Origin of the sequence: Ketobacter sp. GenoA1 (assembly GCF_003671475.1) — a bacterium.
Classification (GTDB): domain Bacteria; phylum Pseudomonadota; class Gammaproteobacteria; order Pseudomonadales; family Ketobacteraceae; genus Ketobacter.
Genome location: NZ_RCHM01000046.1, coordinates 193,367 through 207,325, shown reverse-complemented (window position 1 = coordinate 207,325; position 13,959 = coordinate 193,367). Strand labels below are relative to the sequence as shown.

General features: G+C 54.6%; 11 protein-coding genes. 2 read left to right on the top strand and 9 right to left on the bottom strand.

The window, feature by feature from the left end; translation table 11 throughout:
* Positions 1 to 101: 101 nt before the first annotated feature.
* Complete coding sequence (locus D9N13_RS23445) at positions 102 to 836, top strand: hypothetical protein (protein WP_290594476.1); 735 nt, start codon at positions 102 to 104, stop codon at positions 834 to 836.
* A gap of 33 nt (positions 837 to 869) precedes the next feature.
* Here the strand turns inward: D9N13_RS23445 and D9N13_RS23440 are convergent, their stop codons facing one another.
* The gene (locus D9N13_RS23440; RefSeq protein WP_290594474.1) at positions 870 to 1,391 is read right to left on the bottom strand and encodes a hypothetical protein; all 522 of its coding nucleotides are present in this window, start codon (positions 1,389 to 1,391) and stop codon (positions 870 to 872) included.
* A 206-nt stretch (positions 1,392 to 1,597) separates the two neighbouring features.
* Between D9N13_RS23440 and D9N13_RS23435 the strand changes: the two genes are divergently transcribed.
* Entirely contained in the window at positions 1,598 to 2,752 is a 1,155-nt protein-coding gene (locus D9N13_RS23435) for a hypothetical protein (protein ID WP_290594472.1), read from the top strand.
* Positions 2,753 to 2,774: 22 nt separating this feature from the next.
* Here D9N13_RS23435 and pbpG read toward each other — a convergent pair whose 3' ends face one another.
* From pbpG to D9N13_RS23395, 8 genes are all read right to left on the bottom strand, one after another.
* Positions 2,775 to 3,689: a D-alanyl-D-alanine endopeptidase gene (gene pbpG, locus D9N13_RS23430; protein WP_290594467.1), complete on the bottom strand. Its 915-nt coding sequence runs from the start codon at positions 3,687 to 3,689 to the stop codon at positions 2,775 to 2,777.
* A 154-nt stretch (positions 3,690 to 3,843) separates the two neighbouring features.
* Complete coding sequence (locus D9N13_RS23425) at positions 3,844 to 5,862, bottom strand: TonB-dependent receptor plug domain-containing protein (RefSeq protein WP_290594465.1); 2,019 nt, start codon at positions 5,860 to 5,862, stop codon at positions 3,844 to 3,846.
* Between the two features lie 145 nt (positions 5,863 to 6,007).
* The gene (locus tag D9N13_RS23420) at positions 6,008 to 7,183 is read right to left on the bottom strand and encodes a GGDEF domain-containing protein (RefSeq protein WP_290594463.1); all 1,176 of its coding nucleotides are present in this window, start codon (positions 7,181 to 7,183) and stop codon (positions 6,008 to 6,010) included.
* Positions 7,184 to 7,414: 231 nt separating this feature from the next.
* Positions 7,415 to 8,458, bottom strand: a complete 1,044-nt coding sequence (locus tag D9N13_RS23415; protein WP_290594461.1) for a TRAP transporter substrate-binding protein — start codon at positions 8,456 to 8,458, stop codon at positions 7,415 to 7,417.
* 73 nt (positions 8,459 to 8,531) lie between these two features.
* Positions 8,532 to 9,854, bottom strand: coding sequence for a TRAP transporter large permease subunit (locus D9N13_RS23410; protein ID WP_290594459.1), 1,323 nt, complete (start codon positions 9,852 to 9,854; stop codon positions 8,532 to 8,534).
* Positions 9,854 to 10,360 carry a TRAP transporter small permease subunit gene (locus D9N13_RS23405; protein WP_290594458.1) on the bottom strand — a complete coding sequence of 169 codons (507 nt, stop codon included), beginning with the start codon at positions 10,358 to 10,360 and terminating at the stop codon, positions 9,854 to 9,856. The genes D9N13_RS23410 and D9N13_RS23405 overlap by 1 nt, the downstream gene beginning before the upstream one ends.
* Positions 10,361 to 10,531: 171 nt before the next feature.
* On the bottom strand, positions 10,532 to 11,806 hold the full coding sequence (locus D9N13_RS23400) for a patatin-like phospholipase family protein (RefSeq protein WP_290594456.1): 1,275 nt from the start codon (positions 11,804 to 11,806) through the stop codon (positions 10,532 to 10,534).
* An 82-nt stretch (positions 11,807 to 11,888) separates the two neighbouring features.
* Entirely contained in the window at positions 11,889 to 13,634 is a 1,746-nt protein-coding gene (locus D9N13_RS23395) for an NADP-dependent isocitrate dehydrogenase (RefSeq protein ID WP_290594454.1), read from the bottom strand.
* Between the last annotated feature and the right edge of the window lie 325 nt (positions 13,635 to 13,959).

Genomic DNA, 13,959 nt, shown 5'->3' with positions numbered 1-13,959 from the left:
CTAGCCCGGAAACAAATTAGACACCTTTTACTGTTTGTTTTTTGATCTGGCGTTTGATAGTACTATCTCAGAGGACTGATTCCGTATTTCGAGGTGGTGGCATGACCGCAGAAGTGATTGATTTTGACCAGGCGAAGGCACAGCGGACGTCTCGGCCCCCCAGAATATCCGTTGGCCTGCGCAACGTATCGCGAGATTGCCGTAAAGAGATTCTGCGTACCCATTCCTATCACGCCTTCTGGCTTGGGGGGGTCAGTAAAGAACAGTACGCAGAGCTGTTGTTTGCCCACCTGAAGCTGCGCCAGCATCTGGAATCCCTGTTCCATGCCCAGGGGGGCACCTTCCATGTCAGTGATATTCTCAGTCATGAGCACAAGTCATTTGACGTGGACAAATACGTCACCAGCCGGCGCCAAAAATCGGCGCAGTTGCAGCAGGATATCGACGAGCTGGAAAGCCTGTTGGGGGTGCGCTGTGACAGCCTGCCCGCACAAGCCCGGGAGTTGATTCAATACATGGATCGGGTGGAGAAGGTGTACTCCGCCGCGCTGTTGGGGATCCTGTACATGCTGGAAGAAACCGTGATTTACGCCGGTCCGGGCATTGCCAGAGTGCTGGATCAGCATTTGCAATTAGGCGGGCGGGCGACCCATTATTTGCGCGGCAGCAGCCAACAAAAAGCCGATCTGTGGGAGTTCAGAAAATCACTGGATCTGATCACCGATTTTCAGACCCAGGCCAACATCATCATTGCCTCTTCCATCACCTATCGCATGTACCGTGATTTGCTGGACCCGCACCCCGTGGCCAGCCCCCGGCCCGGTTTGTTCCACTGATCTGAAGTGCGTACCGGGGCGGCCCCGGGTGCGTTACATGCCGTAGTCGCAGCCGTCGGTAAAGGCATAGTGGCGCCGGCCGGGGTCGGCGCAATAATCCGGCTCCACCGAGGTGGCGGGTTGCAGGTTTGTTTCCGCCGCAGGTTTCTCCTCAATGCCGTGCCGGGCCAGCAGCGCCATCTGGGTCTGCAGTTCAATGATCCTGTTGTACTGCAGGGAAAGGAGGCGCTCAAGATCCATATGGCGTGTAATCTGCTTGATGTCTTTCTGCGCCTTTGCTTCTTCCTTAACCATCAGCCGCTGGTTCTCATAAAACGTGTTGACCAGGTTTTCAATAACTGCGGTGATTCTCTCCAGCCGGTTCTCCTCCAGTACATAGGGGACAGTGAACAGCATAAACGCCACCAGCAGTAACCACTTGCCCTGGCGCAATACATTTTCCACCATAACGTTCATGCCATGAAAAATGGTTCGTACCAGCTCGTTAACTTCCTTCAAGCTATAGGCTATTCCATGGCCTGGGATGAGTGCTCCGGTCGTTTTATTTTTTGTCATGATGATCACCTCTCTTTTCCAGCGCTCTGCTCGAAATATCGCACTTGAGCCTGGATTGAGCCAGCTCCCGTGACGGCTTTTTGTACGCTTGAGGCGGGCTTGGGTTCAAATTGTTTGTCATTTGATAATCAAATGGGGTTTAATTTTATCGGGCAGTCGCGTCAGGCAAATTCCAATAAGACAAATCCCAGAAAAAAGGAACCTACATGCCGGTGTCATCTGATGTCAGAAAACTGAGCGTCCTTCCCGCCAAAGCGGCGCTGTTACTGAATATGAAAAACAACTATCTCGGCATGCTGGCGCAGTTCGCACAGCATAAAGATACCAAGCTGGTGGATCTCAAATCTTATCTGACTCAGTTGCACGGGCTGACCTGCCGCGAGTACGCTGGTGCAGAGGATGATGTGGATAAATGGATGGCAGGCATACTTGAGAAAAACATCGGTGGCCAACCCTGGTGTGTGCGGGTGGGGTTCGGACCAACCGGACAGACGCTGACCAACTGGGCCAGCTTTTCCGGGCACAATGAAAGCCAGAGCAAAACCCTGCAAACGATCGTTGCGCACATTAATGCCAATCGACAATTAATCCCGGATATGGTGCGCATCATCCAGGAGTTCGATATCAGGGATTTTTATGATGGGGTGGATATCTATGAGTTTGGTGCCAAGCTGAAGCTGAACGCCGATGAGGTGCAGCGCTTTGTGGATGAGTTTCAGCTCGGCAGGTTCCTGCCGGGCTTTGGTTACTACATGAATGATTCAGAAGAAGAGCGCTACAAGGAATACTATGGCTTGCATTGTCTGTTTCACCGGGCACCGGTGGATGCGGAAACCATTTTGCAAAGCACATTGCGGGTGCGCTACCGGGTGTCCATTCGCCGGGGCGTGAATTTGGTGCGTTGTAAATTACATCTGCCAAGCGTGGCGGATTCGATTCATACACAAGCGCAATATTTTGCCTACGATGGCCGCGTTACACACCGCGCGCCGGGCTTTCATTTCTGGAATTTTGAAGAGAACAAGCAGGGCGCATTGGGAAAGCCCGATTTTGTCACCATGGTAACCCGGGAGCAGGTGGACGGTACTTCCACCGGAGTGTTGAATTCGGTGTGGAGCAGTGAACGTAAATTCCCTTACAGCTCGGCTTTGGTGTTGGTGAAACAGTATTTTTCTGAACAGGGAAAGGACGCAGATTTCGCCCGGGATTTTATGCGGGGCCGGTGTACAACCTACGCCGGGCTGGATCACCTGGAGCAAGGGGTGCGAGCCCAGGTCGCCGGTGGGGATCTCAAGGTGACCGACAAGCAGCTGGCAACCCTGATCGCCGAGCTGCAACAACCCCAGGTGATCAGTGTCTGAGTCGCAGCCCGGCCGTAGGGTTTTACAGGTTGTCTTTCAGGTAGGGGTATTCCTTTGATTTGCTCTGCTCGTAGCGCAACGCCGCGCCGGCAATGCGGCCACTGTCACCGGTACTGATCCAGCGTTTTACCCGGCCGGCGTCCCCCAGCGGGGTTTGCTTGCCAAAGGCATCCAGAAACACCATGGCCACATCACGGCCCTCCAGTTTGCTCAGCAGCACCAGGCAGCGCCCGGCTTCTGTTATGTAACCGGTTTTGCTCAACTCAATGTCCCAGCTGTTGCGGTGTACCAGCCGGTTGGTATTGCCGTAGCCCAATGCATAGCGGGGCTTGCGAAAATGGGCGGTATAGCGGGGGGTGGTGGAATATTCCCGTATCTTGTCGTAGTGGGACACCGCCGCAATCAGCTTGACCAGGTCTTCGGCGGTGGAAACATTGCCCGATGACAGCCCGCTGGCATCCACGAAATGGGTGTTGGACATGCCCAGGCTGGCGGCGGTTTTATTCATTTGCCCCACGAAAGCGTCCACGCCGCCGGGATAGCGGGCCGCCAGAGTGTAGGCCGCCAGATTCTCAGAGGACATCAATGCCAGCCGTAACACGTTGCCCCGCTGCAACTGGGAGCCGATGCGAATGCGGGAATAGGCGTTTTTACGGGTCTCCCGGTCGGGTTTGGGTATCTCAATCCATTCATCCAGATCCTGTCCGCTTTGCATCACCACCAAAGCGGTCATCAGCTTGGTGATGGACGCAATGGGGGTCACCCAGTCGGAATGCTTGGAATACAGGGTTTTACCGCTTTCCAGTTCGACGATGGCGGCCTTCACTGCCCCCAGTTTGATAGGGGCTGCCGGGTCGGTTTCGCTGGCCTGGGCGGAGGAAATGGCTGCCACAAGCAAGCCTAGAATCAGGCTGGTAAGTACAAATGGGTAGGTCACGGTTCTTGTTCTGCTGTAAACGGTCATATTGGATGAATTCTAACGTATAAGTGTCCAATGTGCGAAATTCCATGCAGGCACCATCGCCGAAACGCAAGACAGGACTGATGAATCTGTTTGATGAGCCAAAAACACTATAGTCACGACTAAATCGCTAGAGTTGTATTTCCAAGCCGATGCTCAACTCTCTGCCGCGATAGGGAATGGGGGTAGTGATGTTGATATTCTGGGGTACTGATGCTGCGTCTTCTGCCAGTAGATTCTTGACCTGTAAGGTGGTGGTGATGTCGTTGCTGAGCAGAAACCCCAGTTTCGCATTGAGCACGGTGAACGCATCGACGGGGCCCAGTTCTTCTCGTGCCATATCCCGATCGCTGTTGTAGTAGCCTGCCAAATTGAACCACCAATCCGCTCGCTGATAGTGGGCAATGATGGATGCCAGTTGGTCGGATTCACGATCCGCCCGGTCCGGTAACGTGAAGAATCGGGTATAACCAGCCCGTATTAACCATTGCGGGCTGAGTTGCACGGAACCCTCCAGCTCAATGCCACTGCTGTACTCGGCATCTTCGTTGACAGCACTGCTTTTGCCGTCGGTGGTGGCGCGTGTTGTGATCTGATTTTCAAGGATATTGTAGAAAACACTGGTTGATACAGTATAGTCGGTGGTTTGTTTGAGCCAGACCAGTTCCGTGGAACGTATGGTTTCTGCCTCCAGATCAGGGTTGCGTGCCACGGTGACAGACTCCTTGATATTGAGCTGATTGAACCCAGGTGCGCGAAAGGCCTCGCCGTAGAACAGCTTAAGGTAGTGCTCATTTTGCAACTCTTTAATCATGGCCAGGCGCAGGCTGAATTGTCCGTCAAAATCCGTGTAATCATCGTAGCGCGAGCCCAGGGTGAAGCTGGTGCTATTGTCGAATCGATGTTGTAGCTGGGCATAAACTCCGTAAATGTTGCGGCCGCCGGTTTCCAGTACGTTGGTGCGGATGTCCCGGCTCGCGCTGTAGTCTACGGGGAACTCCATGTTGGCCAGCATGACGGTATCGTAGTTGGAATTCAGGCGGGCGGTGGTGATTTCTTCATGCTTTTTTTCCAGGCCGAACTGCAGCGTATTGTCGGTATTGATATGCCAGTCATTCAGCCATTGCAGAAGAAGGTCGTGGGATTCATACAGCACGTCGGCCACTAAAGGCGCATTGCTGCTGGGATTGCTGATGGCCGCCAGCTCTCCGTATTCTGTGCCCTGAGAGACAAACGTGGTTTCGCTGGCAGTGTAACTGACCTGAAGGGTGGTTTGCAGGGCACCAAAGTCGAGGTTCTGCCTGAGGCTGATGTGATCGTAGCTGTTTTCGCTTTCGTTTACCGGATTGCTGATGGCGCCAATACTGTAGAATTGCTGTGATGAGTAACGAAAATGCTCCCAGGTCAGCTGTGTGTCCCGGTAGCGAAGGTTAATTACGGCGTTACTGGCCTGTTGCGGGTCTGTAGTTGGTTTTAGTTCGTCGCCAAGTCGGTCGTTCAATTGGAAGGCTTCGCCCTGATCCCGGTAGTCATAGAGGAAAGCATCCAGCTCCCAGTTGCCTGAGCCGACGTTCAGTTGGCCTTCCAGTTGCTGTCGATCCGGCTCGCCGGGCTGGATTTTTATCAGGTTATTGCCTTTCACGGAAATGATGTTGATGATGCCAAGGAAGGCACCGGAACCATACAGAGCGGAGCCCGGGCCGCGGATGATTTCTATCCTTTCGATGCGATCCAGGGGCAGCAGGCCGGAGATCGCACTGGTGCTGCGGACTTCCTGGCGTGGTACCCCATCGATCAAGAGTAATATCGAGGTGGTTTCCTGGGCGGTGCTGCTGCCGCGAGCGGAATAAAAGTACGCTGCGCCATAATTGTTGTCACGGCTGGTTTGAAGTCCTGGTACAAAGCTGAGCAGCTCATAAAGGAAGTCAATACCCATACTCCGCAGTTCCCGGCGCTGAAATACCGTAACCGATGCAGGCACATCACTGAGGGTTTGCAGGGTGCGGGAGGGCCCGGAAATTTTAATCTGTGTTAGCTCTTCCAGGGAGAGGTTGAGTAGGTCTTCAGGGAGAGTGCGCGCCTCTGCCAGAGTCGCAGAAAAGCCTAAAACACTTCCGATCAGCAGTGAGCCCAAGGGAATATCTTTCATTGAATCAGGCCGTGTAACCGGTGGCTACCCAGCTTAGCCTCCCAGGAAGTACATGGTGGACCTCATCCATTAGGTATAGCTGGAATTGTGCAACTTTCAAACAGGTGATCCGCGCCAGCCCCAGGAGACTCCGAAAATTGGGTGCTTAGGGAGGCGAACCGCTGTGAAAAAGAGTGATGGCTTCAGAATGAAAGCGCTCTACGCGGTTTCTTCCATTTTGCTTGGCCTGATACAGCGCGCTGTCGGCATTGGCAATAACCTGCTCCAGGGTGACGGTAGCGCGATCCATATGGGCAATGCCGATACTGACGGTGACATGAATCATGCCTTTGGGGGCATGCACCTTTGCTTGATCAATTCTGATTCTCAGTTTGTTGGCCAACAGCAACGCGGTCCGCATGCTGGTTTTTGGTAATATCACAGCGAATTCTTCTCCACCCAGGCGGCCAACAATGTCACTGGAGCGAAAGGTGTCCATGAGGATTTCGCCCAGCATGCGCAGTACCAGGTCACCGCTATCGTGCCCCAGGTTGTCGTTGATGGCCTTGAAGTGGTCAACGTCCAGCATGAGAATGACATAGGATTGGTTTTGACGGCGGGCCTGAATATCCAGCAGGGTGGCGTACTCATAAAAGGCACGTCGATTGTTTAAGCCGGTCAATACGTCGGTTCGTGCAAGATGCTCCGCCTCCTGTTTGGCCTGTTCCAGGGCCCGGGTGCGCTCTTTTACCAATTGTTCCAGTTCTTCCTGACTTCTGTGTGACAGCGACAGCGCCTTGCTCAGGTGGCGCTCGAGCATGATGATGGCGGTGATCGGTGCTGCGATGGACATTACGACCACTAACAGAAAAGCGGTCCAGGTGGGAACCAGGCCGGCGTAAGCAGTAAGATCAAAATCGTTGGCCAGGTTGCCGTTGATCACGCCCACGGCAATGCCGCTCATGGCGATTAACGTGATTGCGGCACAGACCAGCCCCGAACGGAAGCCGAACAGAATAGTGGCAAGCACCGGCGACACAATGGCCATGGGAATGGCTGCCGCCGCGATGCCGAATTTGGCCATGCCGGTTAAGCCGATAAAGGTAAACAAAAAAACCACATACCCAGCCCGTAGCGGATAGGGAATGACGCGGTTGAAAAAGACAAAGGAAACCACCAGTGTGAGCGCCACAACCTGAATTCCCATAACCCATTGCAGACCAATGGTATAAGAACGCAGTAAACTGCCGATCAGGGCGGGAATGCCGCAGATGGATACGGTGATCAGCACCCAGTTGCATATTTGATTACGAACCTGCTGCAGGTCGTGATTTACTTCCATGTCGAGTTATCTCAAGGCTGTGTTTCAGTGCCTGAAAGCTAAGTGTAGGTCAGAAAACCAGAAGGGTTGGGGCACTGCATCGCAATTTGGAAAGGCCGCTTTTGTTGATTGACAAAAAATGCTGATAGGCCCGATGTTAATATCAATCAGTAATAATGATGGATACCCCATAAAACGGTGTGACAGTGGCCCGCCGCAGCCGGGCCACTGTGGTTGCAGTGACTTTCAGGTTCAGGAATAACGATAGGGCCGGCCGGCTTTGGCCATGTCTGCGTTGTATTGTTTGAAGATCTTCACCACCTTGGCTTTGGTGGGGGATTCCTTGGCAATCTCATCCCAGAAGGAATGGGCCGCCGCTTCCACCTGATCCCATTCCTTGTCGGGAATGCTGGTGAGTTTCATTTTGGTGCCGTTCACCCGCAGCTTGGCCTCGCCACCCCAGTACCACCATTGGCGATAATAGTGGGAGCTGTCCATGGTGATTTTCAGCAGTTCTTTCAGTTTGTCCGGCAATTCATTGTAACGGTCCATATTGGCAAAGAACGAGCCGATCCAGGCGCCGGAAATGTTATTGGTAAGGAAGTAATCCGTCACGTTGGCCCAGCCCACGGTGTAATCTTCAGTGATGCCGGACCAGGCGATGCCATCCAGCTCGCCGGTCTGCACCGCCACTTCCACATCCTCCCAGGGAATGGAGACCGGTACCACACCGAATTGCGCCATAAAGCGGCCCGCCGTGGGGAAGGTAAATACCCGCAGACCTTTCAGATCCTTTAAGCTGTTGACGGGTTTTTTGGTGGCGAAATGACACGGGTCCCAGGCACCGGCAGAGAGGTGTTTAACCCCCACTTTGGCGTATTCTTCTTCCCAGATTTCTTTCAGTCCGTACTGGTTGAACAGCACCGGTACATCCAGTGAGTAGCGGCTGGCAAAGGGGAAGTAGCCACCAAACACCGTGACTTCGGTGGGTGATGCCATGGAATCATCATCGGATTGCACTGCGTCCAGGGTGCCTTTCTGCAGGGCACGAAACAGCTCTCCGGTGGGTACCAGTTGATCGGCAAAATATAATTCGATCTGCATCTCATCACCGGCAATTTTGTTGAAGCTTTCAATGGCCGGTTTGATCACGTGCTCGGCCAGGGCCGGCCCGGCGTAGGTCTGCATGCGCCAGGTGATCTTGGGTTTGGCTGCGTACAGTCGTGGTGGGGTCAGGGTGGCGGCGGTGCCGGCCAGAAGCGCGGCGGATTTGATAAAGGTACGGCGGTCTTTCATTGGTTTTTCCTCTTATACGTAATGTATGGTTCGGTTCAACACATGAAAACGGTACTGCTGTTATCAGGATTCTTTATTGGTTATACACATAGCCCGGCAACCAGAGCGCCAGTTGCGGAAAGATCATGATCAAGGCCAGTGCCAGTACCATCACCAGCACAAACGGCAGTATGGAACTGTAGATATCACGCAGACTGATTTCCGGCGGCGCCATGGCCCGCATCAGAAACAGGTTATAGCCGAATGGGGGCGTCATATAGGCTATCTGGGTGGTAACGGTATACAGCACGCCGTACCAGATCAGATCGAAGCCCAGCGCCTGCACCAGCGGTACATACAGCGGGGCCACGATCACCAGCATGGCGGTGTCATCCAGAAAGGTACCCATCAGCAGAAAAGACAATTGCATCAATATCAGAATCATCCAGGGGCTTAGCCCCAACTGATCGGTGAACAGGTTCTCAATGGCTTTTACGGCGCCCAGGCCATCAAACACCGCGCCAAACCCCAGTGCCGCCAGAATGATCCACATAAACATACAGGAGATGCCCAGGGTATTGCGCAGGGAGTTTTCAAACACGGTTTTGTTCATACGGCCTTTGACCACCGCCGCCACCATGGCGGCCATGGCGCCCAATGCGGAGCTTTCCACCAGGCTGGTCCAGCCGTTAACAAAGGGCACCATCATGACCGCGAAAATGATCAGGGGCAGCAGTCCGGCACGCAGCAGACGTAATTTTTCTGCTCTGCTCACCTGGCGTTCCTCTTTCGCCAAGACCGGCCCCAGTTGTGGTTGCAGCCGGCAGCGGACGGCGATGTACATAATAAACAGTGCGGCCATGATCAGGCCGGGAACCACCCCCGCCAGCCACAGTTGCCCCACCGGTTGGCGGGCAATCATGGCGTACAGGACCAGTACCACGGAGGGCGGTACCAGAATGCCCAGGGAGGAACCGGCCTGGACCACACCGGTGACCATTTTTTTATCGTAGCCGCGGCGCAGCAGCTCCGGCAGGGCAATGGTGGCACCGATGGCCATGCCCGCCACCGACAGTCCATTCATGGCCGACACCAACACCATCAGGCCGATGGTGCCGATGGCCAGGCCGCCGTGCACCGGCCCCATCCAGACATGGAACATTTTGTAGAGGTCATCGGCGATTCGGGATTCCGACAGGATGTAACCCATAAAAATAAACATGGGCAGGGTCAGCAGCGGGTACCAGTTCATCAGTTTCATTGCAGCGGTAAACGGTATGTCCGCGCCGCCGGTGCCCCATAGGGCCAGGGCCGCTACCGCCGCCACGGCACCGATGGCGGCAAACACCCGCTGCCCGGTTATCATCAGCAACATCATCAGGGCAAACATGGTGGTGGCAATCATGCTGTGGGACATCAGATCTCCTGACCGCGAATGCGGGCCAAGTCTTTAAAGAATTCCGACAGCGCCTGCAGGATCATCATGATAAAACCCAAACACATGACCGCCTTGATAGGCCACAGGTAAGGGCGCCAGGCGGTGCGGCTGCGCTGGTTGTATTCCCAAGAATACTGCGTGCTTTCGAAACCGCCGTAGAGCAACACCCCCAGAAAAAAAATCAAAAAGAAAATGGTGCAGGCATCGAACCAGGCTTTGGTGCGGGGTGACCACTGGCCATAGAACAGGTCCATGCGCACGTTGGCATTCAGCTGAATGGAATAGGCGCCGCCCAGAACGTAATAGGCCACCATGGCGAACTGGGCGGCTTCCAGCGTCCACAGGGAGGGCAGAAAGAAGGTTTTGGAAATGGATGACCACAACAGGATGCCCACCATAATGAAAATGCTGTACATCATCAGGCGGCCAATGCGGCGATTAATGGCGTCGACCACCCGCACATAACCAACAATCAGGCGAGGCATGCAGTTTCGATACTCCCTTGTTCAGACATGACGGTTGTAAACCAATGTCTATATGAATTCCCATCGGGGCACCTGATAAACTGCATTCGGGGGCCATGGAAATTTCATAACATCTTCACTCCAGCAGAGCAAGTACTATGCCATGGAGAGGATGCGGCAGGCCCCGGTATTCTACTCGGTTGCCACCTCTGTAAGGGTTGGTGCAGCGGTGTAATCCGGATCCCGCAGAAAGGCTTCGATCTCATCAATGCGCTGTGCTGCATCCCGATAGCCCAGTTGTATCAGTTCCCGGGTGAATTCGGAATCGAACAACAGAAAACTGGTGAGGTCGGCGCTTTGGGCGTCCGGGGTGCCGAGGCCATCCATCACGTAGCGGATGGTTTTGGGCATGCGGTGTTGCAGGGTTTTGGCGATGATGGCGATGTCGGCGGAGGGCGAGATCACCAGCGGGGTTACGATGCGCATGGGTTCATGATCTGAGTCCGATTCCGCCACCAGGTCCACCAGGGATGCGAGCTTTTCGTGTTCGGCCACAAACGAATTCATGCGCTTCAGGTGATCGAGGTCGGAATCCAAATGATCCAGGAAGATGGCATTCATCAAGGTACCGCAGATCTGGGACAGCGGTGGCCGTTTAAGGTTGGGGGCGAAATCCGCGTCCTGTGACCATTCTGAGCGCAACAGGCTGTTGGCGGATTCCTGGCAACGCACACCCACCGCCAGCAGCCGGTCCGCCCCCAGACGAATGGCAGGGCTCAGGGGGGTTACCAGGCGCATGGCGCCGTCACCAAAGAATGCGGACGCGGCGCCGGCCGGCAGCTCTACCGGCGGGAACACAATGGGGATGGCGGCGGAGGCCAGTACATGGGGCAAGGTGATCTCCGCCGGCAGTGCCACCCGGCGGCTCTTGCTCCACAGGGGGTGGCCCGGCTTGCCTTCCACGAAGGTGAAGGCCCGGCCGGTGTGATAGCCGGTGGCGGTAATTCCCAATGCATACAGCCCGCCTTCTTTTACTGCACGGCGGATGCCGTCCAGTTTCAGGTTCTGGTTGAGAAACGCGTACAGCGGGGAGGAATCCACCAGGGATTTAACCCGCCCTGCGCCCACCAGTCCACCCAGGCCAAAATCCAATGCCAGGCTGGCGGCGTTTTTCATCATGGCGAACGCGTCGCTGCGGTAGACGTTGTTGGCCTCCAGGCTGGCCCACAGTTTCACCAGCAACTTGGATGCAACACCGAAGTTATCGTGCTGACTGGCGATGGCGGCACCGTTGATGGCGCCCGCAGACGCCCCGGTGATGATTGAAAATGGTGCGGCCTGGTCAACGAAGGCGGGGATCTCGCTGATGCGCTTCATGACTCCGGCCTGATAGGCGCCGCGGGCGCCACCGGCGGTGAGCACCAGGGCGGTCATGGGGTGTGGGGCAGAGGGATGTGCTGCTGACATGGGCGTACCAAACGTAAGAGGTGTTCGGGTATCGGTTCATGTCAGCAGCGATGCAGGTTGTATGCCACACAAGTGGCGTGGTTTAGCCCAACTGCAGCAGGTTTTTCTCAATGTTATCCAGAAAACCGTACATATCCACGACTGTTTCCTGTTCCGGGTTGTTGGTTTTGCCTTGCAGATCCGCGGTGATGTAGCCTTGCTCCACGGTGGTGATCAAGGCTTCTTTCAGTTGATCGGAATAAGTCTTCAGGGCCGGGTTATCTTCCCGTTCGGCCAGGGTTTCCAGTGCGTTAGCCACCGCAAACAGCAGTGCAGAAGGGTTGAACAGTGCCACTTCACCATTGGTTTCCAGATACTTCAGGTAGAGATCATGGGCCGTGCCGTGGGGTGCTTCGTAGAGCATGGTGCCGTCCATACTTTCGATGATGGAACTGGCGGTGGCCAGGCTGCCCCCCAATGCGGCCGAGATATCGGAATAGATATCGCCGTCCAGGTTAAGGGAAGGGTACAGGCCGTTGCGGGGTGGATCGGTGATCATTTTCTTCAACTGGGAGGAGGGGCGCATGATCATAAACGATGGCGGTTGCAGGTTGTCGGAGACGATTTCCTGCCGCACTTCCTTGATCACCGTACTGAATACGTCATCGTATTCCATGTACTCCCGCTTCAGGCCGAAGTAGATTTCCTTGGAGTTTTTCGCCGCGTCGCGGAACACCTGGCCCACCCAGTCCTTGATGGCATCCCGATCGTTGGCCATGAAGATGATGGGGTCGCCTTTTTTCACATCGCGGGCGTACTTCTCTTCACCGTCCAGTACCACTTTGATAATGCCGTCTTCTTCCAGCGGCATGTTGAAACTGCCGTACTGATCGCCGCCACCGGCACTCATGCGGGAGATGGAAACACTGAAACGACGATCGGGAATGCCGTATTTTTTCAGCTCCTTCACCAGCTTGTAGAGTTTGCGGCCGGTGGTGTTTTCCGGTACACCCCAGATGGCGCGTGCAGGCGGGTTGGACACGATGCGGGCGGCCTGGGCATCGATCAATTCGTAGAAATACTTCAGCCCCAGTTTTTCAAATTCACTTTTGTACTGTTCATGGTAGATGGTTTCCACGGTTTCACGCATAACCCCGTCGTAACCGGAGATCACCGTGTCTTTCAGGCCCAGGTAGGCATCACGCTTTTCTGCAATCGCCCGCTGAAAAAAATTATGTGCCCAGGCTTTTACTTTTTCGTTGTCGTTGGAGGCCAGTAGCCAGGGGTCGCCTTTTTTGATTTTACGGCGATGCAGCTCGATGGGATCACCACTGGCACCCACAAACAGTACCTTGATGATGCCGGTGGATTTGGAAATCTCATTGTGGCTTTCCTTATTGCCGCCGGTATCCATGGTGTCCACTACAATGTCACGATCGATCCAATCCGGTGTCAGGCGTTTCAGGTTACGGAATGGAATGTCCTCGCGGGTGATGTTGCCGCTGATGCCTTTACGGATGGCGCCGTTGGGGGATTTGGTGGCCAGTGGCTTCAGCGCGGTGCCGCTCAACTCCGGCATGTTCGCCAGAAACTCCTCCAACTGGGCTTTGTTTACGGTCATACCGGCGTTCTTGATGCCCACACCATGGCGTTTGAGTTCTTCAATGGAGTCGTTCACCACACTGCCGTTGGTACGCAGGCGGTTTTCCGCCGACAGATCCACTTCCACCAGTTGGATATCCAGCTTGCTGGTGACGAACTGCTCCAGCACCCGGTCAAACGATACCTGTGCCATCTCGTCACCGTGCAGTATGACCAGTGGATTCTTGACTTTAATTCGTTGTGGCATGGTTGCTCCTGGAAACGACGCTGGTGAATGAGTTCTTTTTAAGTAAATACAGTAAGGTAAGCAAGCGCAAGGCGAACACATTGTCTGCATTGGTTAAAACAGAACTGATGCTGTGCAACCCTGCCCCGGATCGAATCATTTAGGTGCATTTTTTGTGGGTCGCATTGTATGTTTTTTAATCGGGCATGCAAACTTGGAAACCGCAGTGACAGACGTTGTAGCCGGCAATTGCCTGCTTCCGGGTACTCTGCTACGGTGGTGCTCCTAACCAAATCTGTTTTCTGACCAAATCTGTTTTCTGAGTGTTCTGCTGGCTATTGGGGGC